We start from the raw sequence: 17,872 nt of genomic DNA, 5'->3' as shown, positions 1-17,872 counted from the left end.
CTATGCAGCAACGGTTTCCAATGTCTGCTCCCTGTGGGTGGGGGTGATGTGATGGGCACGTACTACGAGCCGGTCGTGGAGCTCGATGAGGGCCCGTACCCGATCATCGACCCCGACGCTGAGGGCTTCTACCTGTCGTGGCAGCTCGACGTCACTGACCTCCGGACGCGAGCCGTGCTCGCTCTCATCCAGGAGGCACCGCGGCGGGTGTGGTGGGTCGCCGATGACACACCGTTCTACTACACCCTGACTGACCACTGGCGTCAGCGCCTCGGCCCGGGCTACGACGCGACATCGACGATCCCCGAAGGGATTGCCGACTCGACGATGTCGTACCCGGTCGTCGTCAACGTCGACAAGGACGAATTCTTTGTCGCCGCACAGTGGGACGGTTGCCCGCTGCCTGTGCTGGCCGCCTCCCACCTGCCCCGCGTGCTGCCCGATGGCTGGGCTGCGCTGTGCGGGCGTTGGCACGGCGACCGGATCACGGTGCGCGCCGCGCAGCCTTGTGGGCTCGTCGAGCTTCGTCCCGAAGGCGCACACACGAATTCGGCCATCACATCTGGAAGCGAGGAGACAGGGTGCTGACGTGCACGTCGCTATCAGCGCGATACGGCGCGCCCTATCCGAGAAAGCTATGAACACATTTGGTGACCCGTACCCGGCACCGGTCGTGACAGATGGGCTGGTCCGCCTGGGCGAGTTCGTCGTTGATCGCAACTTCCTGTGCGCGGTCGTCATTTGCGGTTATCCCAGCTGCGCGAAGACCGCGCTCGCAACGCGACTAGCGGAGATCGCCGACGCTGTCGTGCTCGACACCGACACCTACGCCTCGATGCCCGATCGGCATGCCCCCTCGCGGCTTGCAGAAGTAGTCGAGATCGACGCCAGTGGCGCTCAGAGGCGCACCACGTTTCCCCTTCAGGCGTTCTCGGCCCTTTTGGCCACGGGGTTTCGCACCGCCAAGCGGTGTCCTGTCGTTATCGATGCGCCGTGCCTGGGACACGTTCACATCGCCGCGCAGCGGCGAATCCGTCTCGCTGACCATCTTCGTGAACATGTCGGCGACGACGTCGCCGTCGCGACCGCATGGGTCGAGACCAACGACCCCCCGCCGCCCTACTGGCCGGCATCGGGTTCAGTCATTCAAAGACCGACTGTGTCAGCAGGCCCGCAACATCGTCGACATTGTCATCGCTAGCTGAAACAGACTGTCAAGCAACCTGACTCAGAAAGGGACTCTTATGCCTAAGTCCGCTCTCGCCTCCCGCTCGACGGCGGTATTGACGCCGGGCTGGCTCGTCATCGACCCCACGGGAGCCGCGTACGCCTGGTACAGCCAGGCGATCGCCACCGACATCACGGCGGTGTGGAAGCTCATCGGCCGCAACGCCGCGATCCGCAAACGGTATGTGGCTGACGGTTGGACAGTTCGGGCCGGTAGCTGGCCTGAACTGTTCAGCGACGGCGCCGAACTGGTTGCGGTCTCAGCATGACCGCACTCAACGAGGTGTGCGGTCCTATCCTGCGGCGGCCCGATAGCGGTGACAGCGACCGCGATCTGTTCGAAGACCTTTTCGCGCGCCGCATTCATGACGTGGCCAACGGTTCTATCCGTGTAGTCTCCGCCGTTCGTCGCCCTGGCCGAGGCAGCGTGGTTGCGGTGCAGTCGGCTGCCGCCGGCGTCGACGCCGCAGCGGCATGCATCGGGTCGGGCGGATGCCGTGTCCGCGACATCGAGGCATGGTTCCCCGGCGAACACATCACCATCGTCAGCAGCGACCCACCGTCTCCGCCTGTCACGGCAACAGGCGCTGCTTACCAACGGGTCCGCGGCGAGTCGGCCGCGTTGGTCTCACGACACAGCCACATCGAGGAGTAGCAACGATGTACCGAGCAGCTCACATCACGACTAACCGGACAGCTCACGACATCGCCATCGGCGGCACGCACGATATTGCCGAGGTACTGCGCCAACGGCACATCGAAAGCCTCAGTGCGCATGATGATTTGGATTTTTGGTTCAGTCCGTCACTCATTACCACGCAACGGCTGAACATATTCGCCACCGACCTGCTCTTGCTGGCGAGCACGCGGTACGGTGCGTCCAGCGTGCCACTGTTGTACGGCGACATCGTGGTGGCGGCACACAATCCGTCTGGGGCGCTAGCTGACCTCACAAAGGATCATCTCGAGCGTCTGCGCGCGGTCCTGGGCTGGCGCCGCGAGTGGATCTTGAATTGGCGGTACGACTTCGCCGAACGCCGCGCCCGGTCATGCGCGAAATCACGGGTCTGTGCGCACGCCGAAGGGATTCACCGTGCCTTCTGATCCAGCCCTCACCCGAAACGGCTCCATGGTCCAGGAGGCCTCAATGACATGCCCCGCACAGAACCCTGCGCCCTGTTCGGTCGACGATCCCAGCACCGCGGAGCTGGCGCGGATGCCGGAGTACATTTTCGATGAGCGCCGAAACATGCTGTGGGAGCTCGAAGATGACGGCCTGTACGGTCTTGTGGCCTCACAGGATCCGATGGCATATATGCGTCAGAGTCTCACCCAGCTGCGCGGCGTGCTCGGCAGCGTTCTTTTACCATTGCGCGTCGATCGGCGACCCCGCGACCCCATCTCGTGTCGGCTTCGCGATGAGACCGATCCGCGTTCTCCGATAGGTGCGGACAGCGAATCGCCAGTGGTCGACATCGACTCGCTGTCTCGGGCCGTGGGGGAGTGTCTGGACCGCATGGGTGTCGAACGCTCGGATTGGTTGCGGGTGGCCAAGGTCGGCGAGGAGGCCGGCGAGGTGATCGGCGCTTTGATTAAACGTGGCCTCGCGCGCGCCGATATCGACGATCTGGTGGCCGAACTCGGCGACGTGTTCCTGTCGGCGCTAGGTGCCGCCGATCAGCTCGGACTAAAGGCGTCCGCGGTGATCGCGCAGCGCTGGCAAACCGTCGCGGCCCGAGCCGACGTCGGCGATCCAGCAACAGCTGGACACGGTGGACAGGAGTTGTGACCCTATGCCGAGATCGTCGACACACCAAGACATTGGCTCAGGTAGAGCCGCGGCGGCTTGTGCCACCGCTGGGCGCTGCTCGCATGGCCGCACGCCAACCATTGGCGGCTACGCCCCCTATGCGACGCCCTGCACCCATGAGCAAGCGTGTATCCGCTGCCCGATGCTTCACATCGATCACAGGATGATCCGCCGCCTTGATGAGATCGAAACCGACCTCGTCAAGCGCCGCGAACGCGCCGAGATCGAGGGCTGGATCGGTGAGATCGAAGGAGTCGACCTCACCCTGACGTTCCTGCGCTCCAAACGGATAGGAGCCGTCCGCCTGAGCCGACGAATTGTCTCACTCGGACGTCCCCGCCAGGCGCATGAGGAGACACCGTCATGAGGGATGCAGCGATGAACGGCACCGCCTACGCCTTGATCGAGCCGATACCCGCCGACGCGGTGGGCGGCGCCGACGGTCACCCCTGGCAGCCGGCCGCGAGGCACACCGGTCACCGCAGCGACGGTGTGGTGTCGACCGGGGCGGCCAAAGACGAGATCGGTGAACTGCGCCGCATCGTCGACCTGGACACCCCACCCGCGCCACCGGGCCCGGCAGCGCCGCCAGCTGTAGAAGCATGCGCCGCGCCCGCCAACGCCGCGGCGCTGTCGGAACCAGCGGGCTCAGCAGTCCGGTCAGGCGACAACGGCGGTCCCCATACCGCGGGGGCCGACTGGTGGTCGCTGTTGCAGGATGACGACCCCGAGGAGCACGTCAAGGTCGAACGCGTCCCCGAGACGGGGATCCCACACGACATAGCCATCGAGGGAGCGCGGTGGCCCAATGCCTGACCAGCGGCGGACCGGTGACACGGCCTCCGATATGCGCGCAGACGCGGTAGCTAACGAGGCCAAAGTGCGTGTTCTGTCGCGCTTTTGGACCGGCGATGGGTCTGCTGACATCCGACTTGTCAGGTCCTTCCCCTCAGCCGAAGGCACCGCTGTGAGCGCACACCACACCTTGAGCGCGGCACCGTCAGTATCGGATCTCGGCAGATGACCACGGCAGAGGTTATTACCTGGGACGACCGTGGATCGCTGTCTGTGGCTCCTTCAGTCTCGGTAGCGCTGCGACCACACCAGCAATCGGCGTTCGACGAGGCCAACGGCCACCTGCGCAGCCACGACCGCGTCACCGTCGTGATGCCCTGCGGGACCGGCAAAACGCTGTTGGGGCAGCGGATCGCCCAGCATCAGGCCCGTCACGGCAGTTCGGCGATCCTGGTGTTGGTACCGACAGTCGCGCTGCTGAAGCAGACGCTGGATTCCTGGGTTAAGCACAGTCGCCGGCCGGTGGCGGCGTTCGTGTTCTGCCACGACACCACGATCGCGTCCAGCGATCTGCACGTTCCGGTGTCAACACGGCCGGGCGCGCTCGCCGAGTGGCTGGCACGGACACGCCGCGCCAGCCGGGGACCCTCCGACGAGCAGGTCGTGGTGTTCGCCACCTACCAGTCGAGCCCGCGTATCGCCGACGCCCACCGCAACCACCACCTTGCGCCGTGGCACGTCGTGGTCGCCGACGAGGCGCACTGCTGCGCTGGTGAATTCGAGGCAGCGTTCGCCACCGTCGTTGACGACAATCGTGTTCCGGCGGCGGTCCGGATCTTTTTGACCGCCACCCCCCGCGTCCGCAAGAACGCCGCGCAGGCAGCGTTCTGCATGGATGATCCGGCCGCATTTGGGCCCATCGTGGCGCCGCTGTCAGTGCGGTCCGCGATCGACGCCGGCCTGCTGTCTGACTATCTGATCGCCGTTGTGGCAGTTACCGACAACGACGTCCGTGAAGCGATCACCGCTGGTGGATCGCCGGTCATGGTCGGTGAGCAACCACTGCCAGTCGAACAGGTTGCCGTGCAGCTGGCCGTAGCAGCCGCCGCAAGAACTTATGACCTGCGGCGAATTATGGTGTTCCACAACAGCATCGCAGCTTCGCGGGCTTTTACCGACACGTTAGCCACCATTGTGGATGGGCGCGGGGTGCGCGCCGAAGATCTGGTCGCCATGCACCTCGACGGTGACACACCGGCCCTTCAACGCGACGAGCACCTCCAGGTGCTTGCAGCGCCGCCAGACCAGGGTTTGGCGGTTCTGTCCAATGTTCGCTGCCTCGGTCAAGGTATCGACGTTCCTGCTCTCGATGGCGTCGTGTTCGCCGGCCCCCGCACATCTCAGCTCGACATCACCCAATGCGTGGGTCGGGCCCTGCGCCTAGACCCCCAGCGTGCAGACCCGGCTGTGGTTGTTCTTCCGGTGTTCCTCGACGCTGCCGCGGATCTCCATGCGCAGGTGGCGTCGTCGCGATTTCGGCACGTCTACCGCACGTTGTTGGCGTTGGCCGATCAGGACACCGAGCTCGCCGACGAACTGTCAATGGTCTATCGGCGGCGCCGGGGATCATCGCCGAACCGCGGTGGAGGGGACCGGAAGGTTGTGCTGCTCGACGCAGTCGGCGGACCTGGCACCGATGATCTATACAACGCGCTGCAACTACGGTCTCTGCGGCTGCTGACGCCGAATTGGGAGCGCGGATACCAGGAACTACAGGCCTACGTCGCCGAGCACGGCGACGCCCGGGTCCCCGCCAATTACGTCACCGCCACCGGCTTCCCTCTCGGTGCATGGGTCCGGGGCAACCGGCACAAACGGGATCGGTTGACCCACGAACAGGTAGCCAAACTTCAATCAGAAAACGGTTGGGCATGGAACCTGCACGAGGCCGCCTGGTGGGAGGCCTACGAGCGGCTCCGTGTCTACATCGACCAACACGGTCACGCCTGCATTCCGCGCCGTTACCGTTGCGCTGACGGTTTCGCGCTCGACCAGTGGGTCAGCGTACAGCGGGCCGACATCGCCGCCGGGAGAATGCCCGCAGACCGTGAAGCGGCGCTCCGTGCTCTCAAGGTGTTCTCACTGCGTCCCTCAGATGACCGTTTTGAGGCTGGCCTTGTCGCGCTATCCAAATACGCCGCCACCTACGGGCACGCCTGCCCGCCCCAAAACTATGTCAACCCTGCCGATTTCGCACTGGGCCACTGGACCAAGAATGTCCGCAGACGCTACGCACAGCTGACCGCTGAGCAGCGGGCGGCGGTGGAAGCTCAGCCCGGATGGGTATGGGATGTCCGCGAGGCCAACTGGCAGCGGGGGCTGGCTGAGCTCGTCGCCTACGAGGCGGCCCATGGGCACCTACGTGTAGCACGCGACTACGTCACAGCTTCCGGTGAGCCCCTGGGGAAATGGTTCGACAACCAGAAGACCGCCCGCCGCGCCGGAATGTTGGCGCCGCACCGAGCCCGCGCCCTAACCGACCGCTTTGGCCCCAAATGGTTTCACTTCCCGTCGACGCCAGCGGCCGGGTTGAAAGGCGCACCAAGCGATCCCACCCGTATCTGCTCGCCGGACGGAGCCGTTCATGCATAGACCTGCCGGCAGCCGGTTCCTGGCCGAGCGCCCTGAGACCGCTGGGACGGAGCTCAGCGGGTCCCTGATGCAAATTGGCGACGCCGGCTCCAGGTGGGCCGACGTTTTTCTACACGGCGTCGCTGAGGCTACTGAGACGGCTGTGACATCGAGTTTTAGTGTCTGCCGCTGCCCTGACAACGGCTCGCGAAGTACACACCATGCCGCTGACGACGCATTTTGGCGATCTGCGGAGCGGTGTGTCGGTACAAGTTCTCCGGCCAGTGGCGTGGTCGGATTAGAGGTAACGACTAGGTAAAGGAGGTTTTCGAACAAGCGTTCTATTTCCCGCTGCTGCGGATTTGACAACTACATAGAGGATCGGGCCTGAAAAGGGCACAACCGCATCCCCTCCCCCGAAGGGGATTTTCAAAAGGGAAGCGATTCAGAAATCGGAGCTGCCAACTCCGATCTGTGCAGAACCGAAGCTACCAACTTCGACTCTCGATCCTCGCGCCAACGAGGAGAACAACCGTGCAAGGTCGTTCTCAGGGTAACTCTTACCCTGAAGTAGAAGCAACATTTGGCGCCGGTGTTTCCCAAAAACACCCTTTGAACAGGGTTAATGATCCTGATTCATGGGCGTGTCGCAAAGGTGGAATTCGCCGGCGTGACGTACCGCGTCATCGGGATCGCGTATCTGCCCCTGACGCCGCAACCGTGCATGCGCGCGTCGTCGAGCAGGCAGCTCAGCTAAGGCTGCGCGGCGCCCGGCAATGGGTCCTGACAGCGGTGCTGTGGCTGCTGTGTGAGCGGTGGACCAAAATCGCCGACGATCAGTTGCGGCTGTCTCAGATTGTCGATGAGATCAGCCGCCGCGGTGGCCGGCGTTATGACCTCAAGACCGTCGGCCGCGCCCTGGCCGCCCTAGCCGGCCACGAGCTCATCTCCTATCAGCCCGCTCAGGGCCGCGGAGGGTTTGCTGTAGTCGCGATCCACGGGCAATTTGTCCGCGATATCGCGGTCCTGCAACGAGACAAATCAGGGCGGGTCATCACCCAATCCGTCACCTTTTCCGACGGTGTACCTATATCTTCCCCGAAGGGAATACCTCACTACTCTCCAAGCCCACGCAGCAGCACCCAGCCACACACCACCCGACCGGTTGAGGTCGATGTTCGCCCGGGTGAACTTAGCTACATCCTGCGATCGCTCCCCGCGCCGCTCGACGAGCTACCCCGGCACCTGCGGTGGCTTCTCGGCCGAGAGATCCGGATCAAGCTCTCGCGGGGGTTTCTTCCAGAACAAATCCTGCACATCCTCGGCAAGCAGCTGCCAGCCGGGCTCGGTGCGCCCTACAAGCTGGCGATGTGGCGGCTGCGCAACAACATGCGCGACGTCGGCCCACGCCTGAAACCCCTTCAGGCGCAATGGGACCGCGAAGACGCCGCTCGCGCGCGACGAGCCGCCAAGCAAGCCACGACGTGCTGGTATTCCGATGTGGCCGCCGTCACCACACCAGACCAACGACGCACGATTCTGCAAGCACACGAGGTCAAATTCGGTGCGGGGATTCCCGATCCGATCGCGGCGCTAGCCAATGCCGGCGCGCGAGCGCAGCGGCTTCACCCTGAAATGTCACTGGCAGCGGCGTTGCACCGCTGGGTTCACGACACCCTCAGCCAAGGCGAACAGGACGCTGACAGCGCCACGACTGCTGGCGGGACGGACCTGCTGTTGGACCTGGCCGTCAACGGCTGCATTCAGTGTCACGACCCGCACGCGCCACTACGCACGGAAATGCCGCTGCCAGCCCCGGTCTGCGACCGCTGCTGGCCCGCAATGGCCGCTGACTTCACCGCCGGACCGGCGGACGACGAACTAGCGAGGGAGTGCGCATGACAGACGTCGAGACCCCCATCTCGCCGGCGCAGCAGCGACGCACGCCGGGCCAGACAGACACCGATCTCGACGATCGGCGCCAGCCACCACAGGACCTCGACGCCGAGCAGTCGGTGCTCGGTGGAATGCTGCTGAGCAAAGATGCGATCGCCGATGTCATCGAAAAGTTGCGGCCTGCAGACTTTTACCGGCCCAACCATCAGGTCATCTACAACACCATCCTGGACCTTTACGGTCGCGGCGAGCCCGCTGATGCTGTGACGGCGGCCGCCGAGCTCGACCGCCGCGGACTGCTCAGGCGGGTTGGAGGGGGCCCGTATCTACACACGCTGATCTCGACAGTGCCGACAGCGGCCAACGCCGGCTACTACGCCGGGATTGTTGCCGAGAAGGCGATCCTGCGACGTCTAGTCATCGCAGGAACCCGGGTTGTTCAGTACGGGTACGCAGGCGCGGAGGGCGCCGACGTAGCCGATGTGGTCGACCGGGCGCAGGCTGAGATCTACGACGTCACCGACGAGCGCGGCTCTAATGACCTTGCCTTGCTCGAGGACCTGCTGCAACCGACGATGGATGAGATTGACGCTATCCAATCCGGTGGCGGCTTGGCTCACGGTGTTCCAACGGGTTTCGCCGAGCTCGATGAAATCACGACTGGCCTGCACGGGGGACAGATGATCATCGTGGCCGGCAGGCCAGGTATGGGCAAATCGACACTGGCACTCGATATTTTACGATCCTGCTCGATCAAACATGGAATGCCTAGCGTCATCTTCAGCTTAGAGATGAGCAAATCAGAGATCGTGATGCGCCTACTGTCAGCCGAAGCGAGGATCAAGTTGGCGGACATACGATCTGGACGACTCAGTGACGATGACTGGACAAAGATGGCGCGGAGGATGGGCGAGATCAGTGAGTCACCACTGTATATTGACGACTCCCCGAACCTCACGATGATGGAAATCAGGGCCAAAGCTCGTCGGCTCAAGCAGAAAACCGATCTCCGGGCTGTGGTGGTCGACTATCTGCAGCTGATGACCTCGGGCAAAAAGGTCGAATCGCGACAAGCCGAGGTTGCCGAGTTCTCGCGCAATCTGAAGCTCTTAGCCAAAGAACTCGACGTGCCCGTCATCGCGGTGTCCCAACTCAACCGGGGTCCCGAACAACGCGTCGACAAAACGCCGCAGTTGTCAGACTTACGTGAAAGTGGTCAGCTCGAGCAAGATGCGGACATGGTTATCCTTATCCATCGGCCCGACGGATACGATCCCACTGACCCCAGAGCTGGAGAAGCAGATCTGGTCCTGGCCAAACAGCGCAACGGACCCGCGCCGCGAACAATCGCTGTGGCAAATATGTTGCATATGAGCATGTTTCGCGACCTGCCACGCCACTATTGATACGTGTAGGTTCTCACGGAACGTGGCGGAATCTCACGAGTGATGGCGTAGCGATGGCGGATCCGCCAAGTTCGTGAGACACGCTGGTTCCAGATCGGGTAACCGTGAGCCGAAACGGTTCGCATTCCCACCGCCAGCGGTTGACGATCGTTAAGGTGATCAGGTCGAGAAGCCGAAGGCCTTGAGCCTTGAAGCATCGCATGGTGCTCCAATCGAGACCCCCGGCCATGACTGCGGCTGTAATACGTTCCGCCAGCACAGGATCAACATCGCGTCGTCTCAGTTCAGGGATGCTGCATCGGTCTGTCCACACCAGCCAGCCCCATCCCCGGCTGTGCGCAAAAACGCGTCCCGCGTCGAACTTGTCCTGATTGACCGCATACGCGACCTCATAGATCGGTTTCGCCTCGATCAGCACCGTACGGCCATCGTGCAGCTGTGCCACGACATCGGGGTAGTAAGACTTTGTGTGACCGCCCCACTGGTAAGGGACCTGCACAGGTTGTTCTTGAAACGTCGCGACCAAGTGGCTGTCATTCAAGATCCGCAACAGCCGCGCCTCGAACCGGCTGTCCCACGCGGCATCGCGGCCGAGCTTGTCGAGAAATGTTGCGCCGTGCCCTTCTTCATCCACATCGACCTGGCGAACTGCACGGTCGGGAATCGGGCAGTGCGACTGGGTGGTGTCGGCCGGCCACTCGATGTGGCTGAGCCAGCGTTGCAGGTGCGAGGTTGCGTAGTTGTCGGCTACGGCCGTATTGCGCTCAATACGCTCTAGAGTTCGTAGCCGACTACGAACTCTAGCGACTCGGGAGCGGACTTCGTTGGCAAGTCGGTTGGTGTCAGACACACGGTGCCCGGCGAGGCGCAGTTTCAGAACTGCAAAGTTCTTTGTCAATGGCCCAGTCTCGGTTGCGCAAGCCTCCAGAGTGAGCCGCCGAACAAGTGGCTCGATATCCGCGGTGGAACCGTACCGTTCAGTCAACATATCGCGGGCAGCTCTGCCCTCCACGGACGTGAGCGCCCGGCTGGCCACCCGCATCACGGAGCGGTCGACGAGTTGGCGGACCCGCTCGCGTGAAATCGCATGTTGGTGGCCAATCTCCTGCAAGGTGGCGCGATCCCGGTCGTTTATGCCGAATCGCCTCGTCAGGATGTCGTGCTCGCGGTCATCGCGGGAATAGCGGCTGAGCATCGACGACACGAGATCGTGGACCGGAGCGACATCGTAGGCCAGCTCATCGAGCCAGACACAGAACTGATCGACGTCAGAGGGATGTGCCAGCGGCGGCGGCGACAACGGCAGAGGGTCAGCCATAGCATCAAACGGTAACGGCGACTTCCGACATGAGAGGGCCGCGCAAAATGCGGGAGTCAAAGCCCTTACGTGAGACGAAGGCTGCATGCGGTCGACGTGAGACGGTTCGGATATCAAGGTCAGGCGGTCGGGCAAATGACGTCGAGCGTGAGAACCTACAATACGTGTGGAGTCTCATTGAGAGCGCCCAAATCTCACGTCGAGTGGCCAAGCCCAAGCTGCTGCCGGAGTTCTTCATCGTGGCCTGTCGAGCACTCGGCGGAGGATCTCACGCACCGTTACTAGGTAGATCCGCTGAAGCGCAGCGGGCACAGGTTCGCCCCGACAGCTAGCAAGAAGCTTCTCCGGTAGATCACCTAACTCCGCCAAGGCCTGATCGATCACAGGATTCGGTTCTGCCTTGGCCAGCGCGGCGACTTGCGGTAACACCTGCCCTAAGAGGTCTAGCAGGGGATTGACGCCGGGCGGCAAGACTTGATCGCGCAGCGCTAACCATTCTGGATTCTCGTAGGCCTCAGGCACGACCGCGCATCGATACACGACCTCTGACAGAGTGCGGCGTAGTTTCGGGGAAAAAGGCGCGGGTGCTGAGTCAAGTACCGCACGGGCCAAAGTGATCGCGTTCTCAACAGCGATCGTGGTGTGCCCGGAAGGTACCGTTGCAGCGTGCATCGGCACTCGAATCCGGTGAGGTTCCTTCTCGGACATATTTCCTAGTATCCCCGTCAGAGGCAGGATCAGATCCTGCCATTCGATGCATAATCCTCGACTGCCCGCGACACGGCCTCGTTATGTTGCCCGCCAGTTATCCCGACGTCTGGCGCCGCGAACGATTGTGCATTCTCCGATGACTACGCTATCGCGATGGAGGCGCTCCCGGAGCAGGCCGCACTGCCAGATCGAATAGGCGCCGAGCCAAGGTGCGTCGATGTCCAATTCGGTGTTGAACCCGAACCCGGCACGCCCGTACAACGAGAACGAATCCTCGAGTCACTCAACGGCGGGATTATCTGTCGGCAACTGGCGCGCAGAACTCCCGGATCGTCGTCGAAAAGGATGGTGTCGAGATCAGCCTCGACCTCGGGATATTCGTCGCCCGACGCAGCTAATCGGTAGCGCCAGCTATTGCGGCCCCAGGTTTCACGGTGCGACATCAGGTGCTCAGTTTTTCGACGGCCAGCAAGCAGGTCATCACGTACCTGTGCCCGCGACGCGGACCGTGATCCGTGTGCCGGTTGTCCCACCTTGGCGCTATGCTTACAGCAACGCCGACGCACGGCGGACATCCCGATGCTAGCGGCTCACTGCCCAGATCAGAGAGTCATAATCTTTCCGGGACCAGGACCCACTGGGCCATGCGTACCGCCTAACCGATCACGGCGTAGAGCGAATCTGGGACGCGCTCGCCGGTTGATTGGAGGCTGAATCCCCCATGGTTGACTCATCTGCTTGGAAGAAAGCCGCTCGCGAGCTCGCGCGCGACGCGGACATGCCCTACCCGGAAGCGAAGCGGCGCACTGCGGCACCACATCTGTTGCCCGTCAAGATTACCATTGGCCTCCACGGTCGCCGGCGCCGGCGGTTGATGATTGACCTGAATCACCAACGCCCCGTGTTGATTACCGGTACTACCGGCGGTGGGAAGACGGCTCTGATGAGATCGATGGCTGCCGATCTTCGGCGGCGATGCCCGTGGGTTGAGAGCTGGTCGATCGCTGATGAGAAGCAATGTTTCGTGCTGGGGACGGCGGTCGATCACTTTGTGGAGCCGTTCGATCACGGGGGCGCGCCGGAGCTGTTGGGCGGCCGGTTCGGTGATCAAGTGAACGAAGCCCGGAAGCGCAAGCCCATTGTGGTATTCCTCGATGGGCTGTACTGCGGTATCGATCGCACCGTGGTGTTTCTGGATGCGGCGATGCGGGCCGTTGGACAGGCCCGCGGTCATTCGGTGTACTTCGTTGTCGCGACGCAGGTGACGTTCACCGGCGAGCTGACGAGCTATACGCCGGTGTCCGAGGAGGATCTAGCTGTGTTCGGCTGCCGCATCCAGGTTTTTAACCGCGGTGCGGCAGGGGCGATCGCGGCAAAGCCGGGTGGGGCGGTGCGGGAATTCGTGCCCACGGTCGTCGCCTCCGCTCATTGCGGATGAGAAGGCGTCATGTACAGGCTGTACACTAATGTACATGACAGCCTCTGCTTGGTTCAACAGCGTCACCGAAGGTCGAGCTCACCTAAGGAAAATGCTCGACGCGGCGGCGCGCGGTCTACCAGCGGGGCTACGTCGCGACCAGGCGGCGTTCGCACTCGTCGATGGCGAGCGTCTGCGCCGTTTCCTCGAGGTGCAGGCGCGCCAACCCGAGGTGATCGCCGAAGCTGACGGCTGGTCCATCTTCATTCCTAACACGCCCCTTTCTGCTGATGGCCCCACTTTGGCGGAGGCGGCGACGGACATGATCGACGCTCTGCGTGAGTACGCGACCGACTGGACTGAGCGGCTGCACGCGGCACCTAACCACGCTGATAATTGGTGGATTCCGCAACTCAGTGCGGTGTCTACCGATGACGAGCTCTCGAGCTGGCTGACCGCCGGACAACTGGCAGGCCAGGCGTGACATGGCCCGCACCCACTCGGGCGGATCACGACGCCTTCTGCCGCCTGGAAGGGTGGACGCCTGTCCGTGATGCGCTCGGCCGCACCGGAACTCACCACATCACATACGAACTCCGTCTACCCGATGGGCGGGTCCTTCGGACTCGCATTTCTCACCCGCCGAATCGCCAGACCTACGGCCCGCGCCTGTGGGCCCATATTTTGCGTGATCAGTTACAGGTCGACGAGTCCACTTTCTGGGCCGCGGTACGTGACAACAAGTGCCCGGCGCGGGCGAGTGTTCAAGAAACCGCCGAGGCGGTGCCTGCTGAAGTGGCCGCACTTCTCGTCAACCGAGTTGGCCTCAGCCGTAAGGATATTGCCGGCCTGACCCGCGACGAGGCAATCGGACGGCTCAATCAGTTTTGGACCGAGGGCCGCTGAGATGCGCGTCTTATCGGCCGCCGAGGCTTTTTCTATGCGGACGGGTTGAAGGCCTCATTCAGTGACCACAATGCGATGCACGGTGCATCGAATCGTAATTCTTGTATGCCCGCTTCTTCGGCTGTCGGTAACTGTCGCTCCTCGGGTTTACATTGCTGGGCATGGCGCGCGCGACTCTTATTCAGCCTCGGGTGGACACCGATTGTGCCCCGGTGTCGCGTCGCACTCGGCACTGCCACCCGGTAGAAGGTTGCTGGCCGTCAATGCTGCAGGTGAGGACGTTGCGGTGATGGGGCGGGCCGCGCTGTCAGGGCTGCATCGATCCGAAATGTCCTACCGATTAAGGAGGCAACGCCACATGGAGCTAGTAGATAGCGGCTCGGCGGGTGACGAATCTGTCGACGAGCAGATCGACGAGGAAGTAGGGGCGCTGGCCGTCATCGTCGATGTTGTCGCTCCGTTGCCGCCGGATGCACAGTCCAGGATCGTCGCGTATTTGAGCGACCGCTACGCCGGGCCGCGGACATGGACATTAGCGATGACGAATGAGTTACGGAAGGCTGGCGCGACGGCCGACCTGCTCGACGCGCTGTCATCGTTACGGGCCGCGGTCGCAGTGATGGCGGACTCCGCGGTGGGAGCTGCTGAATCTCACGTCGCCGCCGCGCAGGCGCACCTAGCCTCGGTCACAAGTATGCGCGCCGCGATTCACAGCTACGACCGAGCGCTCACGGTGCTCACATCAACCAACCCGTAAAGACTCGAGGCGGGCAATGACGATCACCACACCCGATCGCACGCGCACCGAATCCATTGTCAGCGCTCATGACTGCGACTGGATGGTTGGCGATGGCGAGCAGGGGCGTTGTGGCTGCGGTCTGATCGTGACCAGCGAGGACGAGTGGCGGCGGCAGACTGAGCAGTTGGTGGTCGCCGAATTATGGTCCCCCACAGCTGAACTGATTACTTCGGCGAGCGCGCTGGAAGGACTTCCGGAGCGCTCGGTCATCGTTGTGCACCCTGGCACGCCCACATCGTGGAGGCGGTCACGGCGTTGGAAGACAGCGTGGTCAGGCGTGGGAGACGGAGTCCACCGCATGTAGAAGTCGCTCGACAAGTGGACTCTCAAATCCATAACGCTCGTCAGTTGTGCTGTGGGGCATTTATGTTTGCTCCGATCTACCTTCAACGGGTATCCAACTGAGGAGTGGGTTCGATTCTTGTGGCGAGAAGTCGAAGCGCTCCGGCGAGGTCGCCAGGGGTGGGCTCGCCTCGGTCCTGGTGACTTTGCGATAGACATTCGCGTTTGATCAGACAACATCGTCGGGATCCTGTATGGGTTGAGTGTGCCTTTGCTGGCGGTGCCAGGCAAGTCGGCGGTTGCGGGCGGATTCGAGCCCGGCTTGGCGTGCTTTGCGGATGGCCTCCCCTCGTCCTTCGTGTTCGTCGTTGGGCGTGACATAGCCGATGCCGGCGTGCAACCGGACTCCGTTCCAGAATTGGCGGGTGACGGCAAGTTCGGCGCGCAGGGTGGCGGGGTCCTCGATCGCGAGCAGGTGCGGGAACTCGGCCTTGAGGTGCCCGTTGAAACTCTCGATCCAGGCTTGATCGGTCGGCGTTCCGGGGCGTCCGAAGTGCTGGGCGATCGCAGACATGGCCATGAACTCCCGCGTCGAGCCCGACGTCATCTGGGGACCGTTATCGGACACCGCGAGCAGGATCGGCCGGGCCTGGTCGTCGATGCCGATATCGACCAGGCCGTCGGCGCGTCGCTCAACGGCCTGCAGGAGTCCCTCGATGTCGAGCGCGTCGGTGAACCCGATCTCGACCTGGGTGGAGGTTTCCTCAGCGGAGACGACCTCGGTGATCCACTTGCGCGAGACCAAATCCTGAATGATCAACACTGCCATCCCCGCCCTGGTGAAGTGCGTCGTATCGTAAATCCAGATCGAGTTCGGCTTGTAGTCCACCCAATCCGGGAAGGGCTTGCGTTGAGAACGTCCAGGCTTGGGAAGTGGTCGAAAGTGCTTGTCCGCCAAGAACAGGACCCGACGAACACTCGACGGTGACACCCATACCCGGCCCAGATAAGAGCCGCGGTGAGCAAGCTTGCGGTGCGAGCGGTCGGTCTCGCCCCACTGGTCGAACAACGCCAAGATCTCGCTGACTTCTTCGTCGAGCAGCCCATGCATGGGCGACCCACCAGGGATCTTGTCGACCAGCTGGCCGATCGCTCGGCGAGCGATCCAGCGATGTGCCCGCAGCTCGCCGAGCTCCAACGCATGGCATGCCTGGCGCAGTGTCCAACCTTCATCGACCGCCTGGTCGAGCAAGCCCAACAGCGCCGTCTTGGTGGCCACGTCGACACGGTGTGGGACTCGGCCACTTAGCCCCAGCGCCCTTTTCCCTCGACCAACGTCAGCCGCACGGCCATCTCCTTGAGTGCCTCGGACAGCCGCGCGTTCTCGGCCTTGGCGGCATCGAGTTCGTAGTCGCGTTGGCGGGCCGCCGCGCCTGGCTTGGCTGCCGCCAGCGCGGCCAGCGCACCTTCCTTGGCGATCGTGCGGATGCGCATGATCGTCGTGCGATCCACCTGATGGTTGGCGGCGGCCTCGGCGATCGTCACCTCCTGGCGTACCAGCTGCAGCCATATCTCGTACTTCTGCGACGGGCTCAAGAACCGCTTCGGGCGACGGTGCGAGCGGTCGCCACCAGAGTTTGCTTCGGACATGATCAGATCCTCCAAGAGAGCTCGGAGAACCCGTCGGATGTCGTCTGATCGACACACCGATCTCTATCGCGAAGTCAGACGCAAAACACATTGGCCTGGCGTGCCAAGACCACAGCGCTGGGTCTATTCGGCCGTGACGTGGAGCGGGCCGGCATTAACGACATCAAACAGATGTCCGTTGAAGGTACGGAGAGTCAATTAGCGAGGAGAGAGAAATGACGGACACAATGTCGACGTCGTTGGAGGCATGGACTGATGCCGATACGGCGGCGGGTCCGTTGGGGTTGGCGTGTCATGCCGATGTGTTGTTGGTGCGGGCTAATCCGTGGTTGGTGACGGGGTAGTGGGCTTGGTGTGGGCTGGGTCGGGGGTGGGTTAAGCGACCTGGGGTGGTTCGGGGGCCGAGGGGTCTCTGGTGGGCTGTGTGGCCTGTGGGGTGCGGTGGCGTGTGATGGGGTGGCTGGCTGGTGGTGCTGTAGCGGGTGTGGGGTGCTGCGGTAAGCGTGGTGGGGTGTGGCCTGCCGGTGGCTGGGTGAGGTTGTCGGGGTGGGCTCGGTGCCGCGGTGTGGCCGGCGCGTGAGCGTCGGCAGGGGGTCGGGTGTTTGATGCGATGCCGGGGCGGGCCGCGACGAAGGATCAGCGGAGAGCGCGTCGGGATGTCCCCGGTGATAAACCGATTATATAATCAATAATTGGGACGCTGCTTCTGTTAAAACGGCTGTGGGATAACCATAGTTATGGTATGGTAAGTGAAAGCTATTGTATAGCAACGAAATAGGAGTAACTATCGTGAGTATGGCAAGAGGCAGCCGTCGCGGAGCGCGGCGTATCGTGTCACTCATTGAATCGCGAAAGCGATTCAGCCACAACGATAAAGGAGCTGTCAGCAGCGCCGCGTCAGCGGCGCATAACCAAAAATGTTGCGGCACAATAAAATACGAGTCAACCGCGAAAGCGGTTGGCGAACAGCACATCTCGCGGGCGGGCTTGCCCGCCCGGTAGGAGGAGCCGGCGCAGCCGGCGA

At 62.8% G+C, this 17,872-nt stretch carries 19 protein-coding genes; 15 read left to right on the top strand and 4 right to left on the bottom strand.

Annotated features, from left to right (window positions below; genetic code table 11):
- The first annotated feature begins 51 nt into the window (after positions 1-51).
- The 11 genes from AB8998_RS30855 (at position 52) to dnaB (ending at position 9,765) form a co-directional block, all read left to right on the top strand.
- Positions 52-588, top strand: coding sequence for a hypothetical protein (locus AB8998_RS30855; protein WP_369742093.1), 537 nt, complete (start codon positions 52-54; stop codon positions 586-588).
- A 49-nt stretch (positions 589-637) separates the two neighbouring features.
- On the top strand, positions 638-1,201 hold the full coding sequence (locus tag AB8998_RS30850; protein ID WP_369742092.1) for an ATP-binding protein: 564 nt from the start codon (positions 638-640) through the stop codon (positions 1,199-1,201).
- Between the two features lie 43 nt (positions 1,202-1,244).
- Complete coding sequence (locus tag AB8998_RS30845) at positions 1,245-1,496, top strand: hypothetical protein (protein WP_369742091.1); 252 nt, start codon at positions 1,245-1,247, stop codon at positions 1,494-1,496.
- Positions 1,493-1,882, top strand: coding sequence for a hypothetical protein (locus AB8998_RS30840; protein WP_369742090.1), 390 nt, complete (start codon positions 1,493-1,495; stop codon positions 1,880-1,882). The genes AB8998_RS30845 and AB8998_RS30840 overlap by 4 nt, the downstream gene beginning before the upstream one ends.
- 5 nt (positions 1,883-1,887) lie before the next feature.
- Positions 1,888-2,331 carry a hypothetical protein gene (locus AB8998_RS30835; RefSeq protein ID WP_369742089.1) on the top strand — a complete coding sequence of 148 codons (444 nt, stop codon included), beginning with the start codon at positions 1,888-1,890 and terminating at the stop codon, positions 2,329-2,331.
- Complete coding sequence (locus tag AB8998_RS30830) at positions 2,297-3,016, top strand: MazG-like family protein (RefSeq protein WP_369742088.1); 720 nt, start codon at positions 2,297-2,299, stop codon at positions 3,014-3,016. Before AB8998_RS30835 ends, AB8998_RS30830 begins: the two co-directional genes overlap by 35 nt.
- Positions 3,017-3,179: 163 nt before the next feature.
- Positions 3,180-3,404 (top strand): hypothetical protein, encoded by a 225-nt coding sequence (locus AB8998_RS30825; RefSeq protein WP_369742087.1) that lies wholly within the window; start codon positions 3,180-3,182, stop codon positions 3,402-3,404.
- Positions 3,401-3,853 (top strand): hypothetical protein, encoded by a 453-nt coding sequence (locus tag AB8998_RS30820; protein ID WP_369742086.1) that lies wholly within the window; start codon positions 3,401-3,403, stop codon positions 3,851-3,853. The genes AB8998_RS30825 and AB8998_RS30820 overlap by 4 nt, the downstream gene beginning before the upstream one ends.
- Before the next feature lie 204 nt (positions 3,854-4,057).
- Positions 4,058-6,484, top strand: a complete 2,427-nt coding sequence (locus tag AB8998_RS30815; RefSeq protein WP_369742085.1) for a DEAD/DEAH box helicase — start codon at positions 4,058-4,060, stop codon at positions 6,482-6,484.
- Positions 6,485-7,183: 699 nt separating this feature from the next.
- A complete protein-coding gene (locus tag AB8998_RS30810) occupies positions 7,184-8,365 on the top strand; it encodes a hypothetical protein (protein WP_369742084.1) in 1,182 nt (393 codons plus the stop codon).
- 17 nt (positions 8,366-8,382) lie between these two features.
- The gene (gene dnaB / locus AB8998_RS30805) at positions 8,383-9,765 is read left to right on the top strand and encodes a replicative DNA helicase (protein ID WP_369742210.1); all 1,383 of its coding nucleotides are present in this window, start codon (positions 8,383-8,385) and stop codon (positions 9,763-9,765) included.
- Positions 9,766-9,778: 13 nt separating this feature from the next.
- Here the strand turns inward: dnaB and AB8998_RS30800 are convergent, their stop codons facing one another.
- Positions 9,779-11,083 carry a TnsA endonuclease N-terminal domain-containing protein gene (locus tag AB8998_RS30800; protein WP_369742083.1) on the bottom strand — a complete coding sequence of 435 codons (1,305 nt, stop codon included), beginning with the start codon at positions 11,081-11,083 and terminating at the stop codon, positions 9,779-9,781.
- A 234-nt stretch (positions 11,084-11,317) separates the two neighbouring features.
- Positions 11,318-11,791: a hypothetical protein gene (locus AB8998_RS30795; RefSeq protein WP_369742082.1), complete on the bottom strand. Its 474-nt coding sequence runs from the start codon at positions 11,789-11,791 to the stop codon at positions 11,318-11,320.
- 724 nt (positions 11,792-12,515) lie between these two features.
- Between AB8998_RS30795 and AB8998_RS30790 the strand changes: the two genes are divergently transcribed.
- The 4 genes from AB8998_RS30790 (at position 12,516) to AB8998_RS30775 (ending at position 14,874) form a co-directional block, all read left to right on the top strand.
- Positions 12,516-13,232: a hypothetical protein gene (locus tag AB8998_RS30790; RefSeq protein WP_369742081.1), complete on the top strand. Its 717-nt coding sequence runs from the start codon at positions 12,516-12,518 to the stop codon at positions 13,230-13,232.
- Between the two features lie 34 nt (positions 13,233-13,266).
- Entirely contained in the window at positions 13,267-13,695 is a 429-nt protein-coding gene (locus AB8998_RS30785) for a prevent-host-death protein (RefSeq protein ID WP_369742080.1), read from the top strand.
- Positions 13,692-14,117: a cytotoxic translational repressor of toxin-antitoxin stability system gene (locus tag AB8998_RS30780; RefSeq protein ID WP_369742079.1), complete on the top strand. Its 426-nt coding sequence runs from the start codon at positions 13,692-13,694 to the stop codon at positions 14,115-14,117. The genes AB8998_RS30785 and AB8998_RS30780 overlap by 4 nt, the downstream gene beginning before the upstream one ends.
- 250 nt (positions 14,118-14,367) lie before the next feature.
- A complete protein-coding gene (locus AB8998_RS30775) occupies positions 14,368-14,874 on the top strand; it encodes a hypothetical protein (protein WP_369742078.1) in 507 nt (168 codons plus the stop codon).
- A gap of 553 nt (positions 14,875-15,427) precedes the next feature.
- Here the strand turns inward: AB8998_RS30775 and AB8998_RS30770 are convergent.
- Together AB8998_RS30770 and AB8998_RS30765 are read right to left on the bottom strand one after the other, a co-directional pair.
- On the bottom strand, positions 15,428-16,477 hold the full coding sequence (locus AB8998_RS30770; RefSeq protein ID WP_369738131.1) for a transposase: 1,050 nt from the start codon (positions 16,475-16,477) through the stop codon (positions 15,428-15,430).
- A gap of 26 nt (positions 16,478-16,503) precedes the next feature.
- Positions 16,504-16,848 carry a helix-turn-helix domain-containing protein gene (locus tag AB8998_RS30765; RefSeq protein ID WP_369738284.1) on the bottom strand — a complete coding sequence of 115 codons (345 nt, stop codon included), beginning with the start codon at positions 16,846-16,848 and terminating at the stop codon, positions 16,504-16,506.
- Positions 16,849-17,872: the final 1,024 nt, after the last annotated feature.

Origin of the sequence: Mycobacterium sp. HUMS_12744610 (genome assembly GCF_041206865.1) — a bacterium.
In the GTDB taxonomy this organism is placed as follows: Bacteria; Actinomycetota; Actinomycetes; order Mycobacteriales; family Mycobacteriaceae; genus Mycobacterium; species Mycobacterium servetii.
Note: the sequence above shows the minus strand (reverse complement) of the source record. Positions and strands in the feature narration are given on the sequence as shown.